General features: G+C 56.3%; 4 protein-coding genes. All 4 read left to right on the top strand.

Going from position 1 to position 6,577, the window contains the following annotated elements; translation table 11 throughout:
- Positions 1-34: 34 nt before the first annotated feature.
- The 4 genes from RE6C_RS03990 to RE6C_RS04005 all read left to right on the top strand — a co-directional run bounded on the left by RE6C_RS03990 (position 35) and on the right by RE6C_RS04005 (position 5,582).
- Complete coding sequence (locus tag RE6C_RS03990) at positions 35-1,930, top strand: tetratricopeptide repeat protein (protein ID WP_008654080.1); 1,896 nt, start codon at positions 35-37, stop codon at positions 1,928-1,930.
- Between the two features lie 122 nt (positions 1,931-2,052).
- The gene (locus RE6C_RS03995) at positions 2,053-3,330 is read left to right on the top strand and encodes a hypothetical protein (protein WP_008654081.1); all 1,278 of its coding nucleotides are present in this window, start codon (positions 2,053-2,055) and stop codon (positions 3,328-3,330) included.
- A gap of 39 nt (positions 3,331-3,369) precedes the next feature.
- The gene (locus tag RE6C_RS04000) at positions 3,370-4,656 is read left to right on the top strand and encodes an outer membrane protein assembly factor BamB family protein (protein WP_008654082.1); all 1,287 of its coding nucleotides are present in this window, start codon (positions 3,370-3,372) and stop codon (positions 4,654-4,656) included.
- Between the two features lie 119 nt (positions 4,657-4,775).
- Complete coding sequence (locus RE6C_RS04005; RefSeq protein ID WP_008654083.1) at positions 4,776-5,582, top strand: PAS and helix-turn-helix domain-containing protein; 807 nt, start codon at positions 4,776-4,778, stop codon at positions 5,580-5,582.
- Positions 5,583-6,577 lie beyond the last annotated feature (995 nt).

The following is a 6,577-nucleotide window of genomic DNA, read 5'->3' on the forward strand; positions in this document are numbered from 1 at the left end:
CAACTTGCCCCCTACCCTTCGACGAGACTTCTGGATGAATCATCGACGCAGCGGCCAGCGTTCACCATTGAACCTCTCCCGTCCTTTTGCCGACACTTTCAGCCACCCTCGCTTTTTTGCGAGCGTCGCGATCGTTTGTCTCTCCGCGTTGGCCGTTCATTCGTTGCAAGCCGCTCCGCAGCAAGCTGGCGAATCCACGCTCGAGCAGCCCCCGGCAACTGAAACCGCTCCAGCGGAAGAAGCCAAGCCGATACCACCGGTCACGCCCGCTTTGCCAGGTGCACCGCCACTGCTGCCTTCGCAAATGAAGCAGTCGGCGGATCCTGGCCAAGCCGACTTGGACGAAGCCGTCCTCAAACGCATCGATGCCGAATCAAACGAGGATCTGGAAGCCGTTGCTTCGTTGATCGAATCCGCCTTGGCCAAGGGCCTCGACGACGAAAACCAATCTTTCGCGAAAAAGATGCTGGGCAGCATCCAACTTCAACGCGGCCAAGGCTTGGCCGGTGCGATGACTCGCATGCGAGGCCGCCGTGCCTTGCAAGTCCGTGACGAAGCTCTGCGAGTTCTCGACCAAGCGATCGAAAACGATCCTGGATTGGCCGAAGCTCACATGTTGATCGCCCGGTTGAACTTGCTTCCCGATGGTGACGAAGAACGAATCGCGAAAGCGACCTCGGCCGCGATCGAATTGCTGCAAGACGATCCGAAGGAACTCAGCACGGCGTATCTGCTGCGGGCGATGACCCAAGATGATACTGACGATCAATTGGCGGACCTTTCCAAAGCAATCGAACTGGATCCGAGCAACGCAGAAGCCGTCCGCCAACGGGCTGGACTTCGGATGCAAAACGGCGACTTCGACGAAGCCGTCGAGGATTTGCAAAAGGTTCTCGAACTCGATCCAACCAACGAACAAATCGCTGCCGCCACCGTCCAGCAACTTGTCGAACTGGACCGCGCCGACGATGCGTTGGAATTGCTCAGCAAAACGATTCAAGCTCGCCCCAGTGAAGGCCTTTATCGTTTGCGAGCCCTGCTGTACACGAACATGGATCGCGAAGATGACGCTCTGGCCGATTTGAACAAAGCCCTCGCGATGCAACCGAAAGATCCAATCGCGTTGTTGCAACGCGCCGAGATCTCACTTCGTCGCGATGATGTCAAAGATGCCAAACGTGATTTGGATGCCGCGATCGATTTGGCACCGCAAGTTGAACAACTTGATCAAGCGATCGTTGTTCGCTGCTTCATCGCCGTCGAAGAAGGCCGCATGGCCGATGCGATCAACGACATGAAAATTCTGATCGACCGTAGTCCTGACGACGTGTATCGCCAACTGCAACTGGCGAACCTGTACTTGCAAGACGACCGACCTCGCCAAGCCATCGACATGCTGAGCGGTGTTCTGGATCGCGATCCCAAGAATGCCTCCGTATTGCGATCACGTGGCGATGCTTACTTGGCCGTTGGCGATCATGCCGAAGCCATCGCGGACTACGAAAAAGCCCTGACCAACCTGGACGAAGACAACGAAACCGACGCGATCATTCTTCCTAGCGTCCTGAACAACTTGGCTTGGGTCCTGGCGACGTCGCCCAAAGACGAAGTTCGTAACGGCGCCCGATCGCTGGAACTGGGTTTGCGGGCAGTCGAAATGACGGAGGAGTCCGAAGGTCACATCCTGAGCACCCTTGCGGCCGGCTACGCCGAATCGGGCGACTTCGAAAACGCGGTGAAGTGGAGCGAAAAAGCGGTCGAAGCGGCCAAGAAGGAACTGGAAGAAGGTGCCAGCGAAGAGTCCGTGCAGCTGAAACAACTGCAAGAAGAGCTGGAATCCTATCGCGTCAAAGAACCTTGGCGTGAAAAACAGGACACCGAAGAGAACCAGATCCCGCTGCTCTCACCCGATGATTTGATCGACACTTGATCGAGGGCCTCTCGGTCAGCCGATCCACAACGGCACACTTGGAAGTGTTGTAGGATGTTGCGAAGTTGTCTTCGCTCATTTCTCGGCGGGTTTCGTCCCGCCACTCTTCCGGGTTCAACGCCATGCCGCTGCCTCGACTCTCGCGACGGACATTCTCACCAAGCGTCGCGAGTCCACACTTCATTCTGCCTGTCGCCTTCCCGCTGCTGCTATCGATGGTGTCGGTGGGCAACATCGCATTGGCGGACCAACCTAGCGACACCACCAACTCCTCGTTGGTGGACGTATTGAACCGCGTCCAAGCGGAAGGCGTTGGACATTCGGCTGCGATGAAGGCGATGTCGGCTCAGCCGAAATCGACGGACGTCTCGCCATCACAGCTGTTCGCGACCTTGAAGTCGATGAGCAGCGCCGAACCGCGAGCAAAGAACTGGCTGCGGCTGCTGGCTTCTCAGCAGATCGAAGCGGCCGAGTCCAACGCGGCGACGGCGAACCAGTTGAGCTCACTGCGAGAGGATCTGCTCGCGTTTTTCAACGATCGATCTCACGATGGTGACGCCCGCTATCTGATCTACCGTCACCTTGTTGACCAAAATCCCGAGCGACGAGAAACGTTGCTTGAACAAGCCGTCGACGACCCGTTCATCCCTCTTCGCTACCTGGCGATTCAGCGAGAGATGAAACTGGCCGAACAGCTCGAGGGTGAAGAAGCGATCGAAGCCTACCTTGAGTTGCTGCCTCTCGCACGTCATCCAGACCACCTCCGAGAGATCACCGCTTCGCTGAAGAAACTCGACCGCCCAGTTCAGTTGGCCAAGCAACTTGCCATGGTCATTCAGTGGCAGGTCATCGCCCCATTCGGCAACAAAGACAGCAAGGGATTCGATCACGTTTATGACGTCGAAACCGAGTACACGAAATCGCCATTTGATCGCGAACTGGTCAAACAATCCTTCGAGGCGGCAACGCCCGGCGGGGACGACAAACAAACCGGCGACGCGTTGATGTGGCAAACAATATCGACCGATGACAACGCGGGATTGGTGGATTTGAATCCAACCTACGACAACGCCAAAGACGCGGTCGCGTACGCGGTTTGTTTCTTCGAATTGCCCGAAGGAGAAACGACCGACGCACAAGCGAGATTGGGTTGCATCAACGCCAACAAAGCTTGGATCAATGGACAGCCCGTTCTCAGCAACGAAGTCTATCACTCCGGATCAAGCATCGATCAGTACGTTTCGAATTGCCAACTTCGCCCTGGACTGAACTCGGTCCTGCTGAAGATCTGCCAGAACAATCAGACTCAGCCTTGGGCCCAAGATTGGCGTTTTCAATTTCGTTTGACAGATTCCACGGGTCGCGGAATTCCGGTGACCGTTGTCAACGACGCTCGCTAAACCAACCCATCTCAACGATATCTTCTGGACCTGACCGTCATGCATTCTTCTCGACGCGCCGTACTGGCTAGACTGATCGCCGCTGGCATCGGCTTGGTTTCTGGGATCGCATCCCAACACGCTTTCGCCTCCGATTGGTTGCAATTTCGCGGATCCGACACGACGTCGTCGTCCAGTGAAATCACGCCTCGCCCCGGTGATGACTCGATGCAGCCGGCCTGGGAAGTCGCCACGTCCGGCCGTGGCATCAGCAGTCCCATCGTGGTTGGTGACAGCGTGGTGGTGACCAGCAGCGGAGGAGAGGACGAACGTGATTTGTACATCGAAGCCTTTTCCGCACTCGACGGAACTCGCCAGTGGCTGCGAACGGCGCACGCACTCGGGCGTCCTTACACGCACCCGACCAGTGCCAACGCATCTCCTTCACCCGCCAGTGACGGTGAAAAGATTGTCGCTCTGTTCAGCTCCTGCGATTTGGTTTGCCTGAAGACTGACGGCACACCACTTTGGTACCGAGCCCTCGCGGTGGATCATCCGCGGACGGGCAACGATGTTTCGATGAGCAGCTCGCCGGTGATCTTGGATGATGTGGTCGCCGTTCAACTCGAAAACCAAGGCGACTCGTTCAGCAGCGGCATCGAACTCGATACGGGCGAAACGCTTTGGACACGTCCTCGTCCGCGTCGTTCCGGATGGGCCACGCCAATCGCGGTCCGTCTGCCCGATCCTGCATTTGTCTTTCAAAATTCCGATGGAGTTGAACTCGTTGCCGCACGCTCGGGCGAACTTCTCGCAACGCTTGACATTTCCGGCAGCACCACCTCATCGCCCACCTGGGCACCGCCACTGTTGCTGGTTCCGGGGGATGGCATCACGGCGTTCAATCTTCGCGAACCTTCGTTCCCGATCGCATGGGAAAACTCTCGGCTGAAATGCAAAAGTGTTTCGCCGGTGGTTCACAACGGGCAAGTCATCGTGAACCAAGGATCCGTCATCGCCGCGGCGGACTTCACGACCGGTGAATCGACTTGGAAGACCCGAATGCGAGAAGTCAAATCTGTTTGGGCAACGCCAATCGCCACCGCTTCGGGGATCTACGTGGTCGATCAATCCGGGACCATCACGGTGGTCGCCGAAGAAACGTCCGGTACAGAAGGCGACGATTCCGCCACCGACAAAGTTGACGTTCTCGGGACCGCGGAATTCACAGGCCCGATGCTGGCTACTCCTGCAGTCTCGGACGGAAGCATCTTTCTTCGTAGCGATCGATCACTGATCAAACTCGCTCCTACGACGGCCAGGGAGTCAAAGCCAGCCGCCAAATGAGTCCGCTCTGAGTTGGTCATTTTAAACTCGGCCGCTCCGGCGACCTGGGTAAAAAACCACAGGTCGCCAGGAGCGGCCTTGCCCCAATAGTCATATCGACGTCACATCGTCGCGACTCCATGAGCGAATTCGCTCAATTGGCACGGCAGTTGCGTTTTGAACCCTCTGAGGCGGCACCGCGAGCGTTCGCGTTTGTCGTTCCCAAAAGTCTGAATTCATCAGAGGGAGCCATGCGCGAAGAATTAAAGAACATCGACTGGTTGAACGTATTCGACCAAGAACCGGACGTTGGCCTGACAGTCGTCGAGGACAACGGGCAGATCATCCATTTCAACCAAGCCGCCCTGCGTCTGTTCGGCGTCGAGGACGACGATCTACTCGGAAAGAACCTCCATGACGTGTTCGCCGAGGAGTACGTGCAAGAACGAATGTCTTGGGTTCGGGAAGTCATCGACACCAGCAAAGCACTTCGAGCGACGCATATTTACTGCGGCCGAATGTTGGTTTCGTCTTTCTATCCTCACCGCGATGGCGACCGAAATTTCGCGATCGTGCTGACCCGTTTGGACGGCATGTTGCCCGACGGTGACATCAAGGACACGCAAAGTCAGTTCATCGACCTGGGGCCTTTGTCGGTCCTCAGTCCTCGAGAGCTAGAAGTGCTCGTCTTGCTGGGGCAGGGCAACAGCGTCCCCGAAGTTTCGCGGTTGCTGTTCCGCAGTCCGCGGACGATTGAGCGTCACAAAACCGAAATCGGTCACAAGCTCGGCGTTTCGTCGATCGCGCAACTCACCCGCTTGGTCGCACAAGCCGGTTTGCGACCTGAGCACCTGCCACTGCAGCGTTTTAATGCCGTCCCGAAGCCGCATCAGTGCACGCCCGATTTGTTGCCCGTCAACATCGAAGCCTCCTCATCATCCGCCTGATCGAATCCGTCGACAGACTTTCGTGTCCCCAAGTACACGGAAGCCAATCCAGGCGATACACTTCTGCCATCACACCGACTGATGCCCAGGTGGTGGAATTGGCAGACACAGGGGACTTAAAATCGGTAACGGTGGGTTTTACCGTGTTTGGCATTCACCGGCACTCGCGCGGCATAGTGATGCGTTTAGCCCGCGAATTGCTGGGCGATTTCGTGTAGCACGTTTGATCAGACTGGCATTCTCCGGCGTCACCGTGGCGTGGTCGTGCCGCAGAGATGGTGCCGAATATGTCACCATTTGAGATCTAATTGAAGACAACTCAATCAATGTGCCATGCGGGACGATTGAGATCACACCACCAGGTGTCCACCTCAACGTTGGATTTCTTATTCGCCTGAAAGGCATAAACCGAGGAAGCCATCAATGGCTCGGTTTTCGAGAACTCAGGCTTCGTCAGCATTCGCTCGGCATCGTCATGAACCTTCAAGCCGCGGATCTACTTGCCGTTGGCGTCTATGGCCTTGTCTGATTCCGCAACACCCTCACCCGCTGTTTAAGTGTGTCGCGTCCACGTGCAAAGGTGCTATTCCGAAACCAGTGCGAAGCTTCGATTGAGATGCATCTGAACAGGTTGATTTGCCAATCCCAAAATTATCAGTCACGAGACACCTTGTTTCTGTTTTTGAGATTGCGCCGACAAAAAGCCAACACAATTGCCGCTGTTTTCACAAGAATCCAACCGTTCGAATGCGTTCAATCACGAGCCTACGCGAACGCCCTACGGCAGAGTAGCAAGTTCACTTGGGTGATCAACGAATTCGCGATGGAGGGCTTCGAGATTGGCTCGATCGCCTTTCTGAGCTGTGCATCCGGCAGCGACCCAACATGTTGAATTCGCCCGAAGGACCCTACAGGTCATGACGAAGCCGTTGGCTGCAGTTCGATGATGCAAAAGAGCGAGCCTTCTCCCCCCTAGAGGCAGCATCAACTGTCGT

Origin of the sequence: Rhodopirellula europaea 6C (assembly GCF_000338295.1) — a bacterium.
Taxonomy (GTDB): domain Bacteria; phylum Planctomycetota; class Planctomycetia; order Pirellulales; family Pirellulaceae; genus Rhodopirellula; species Rhodopirellula europaea.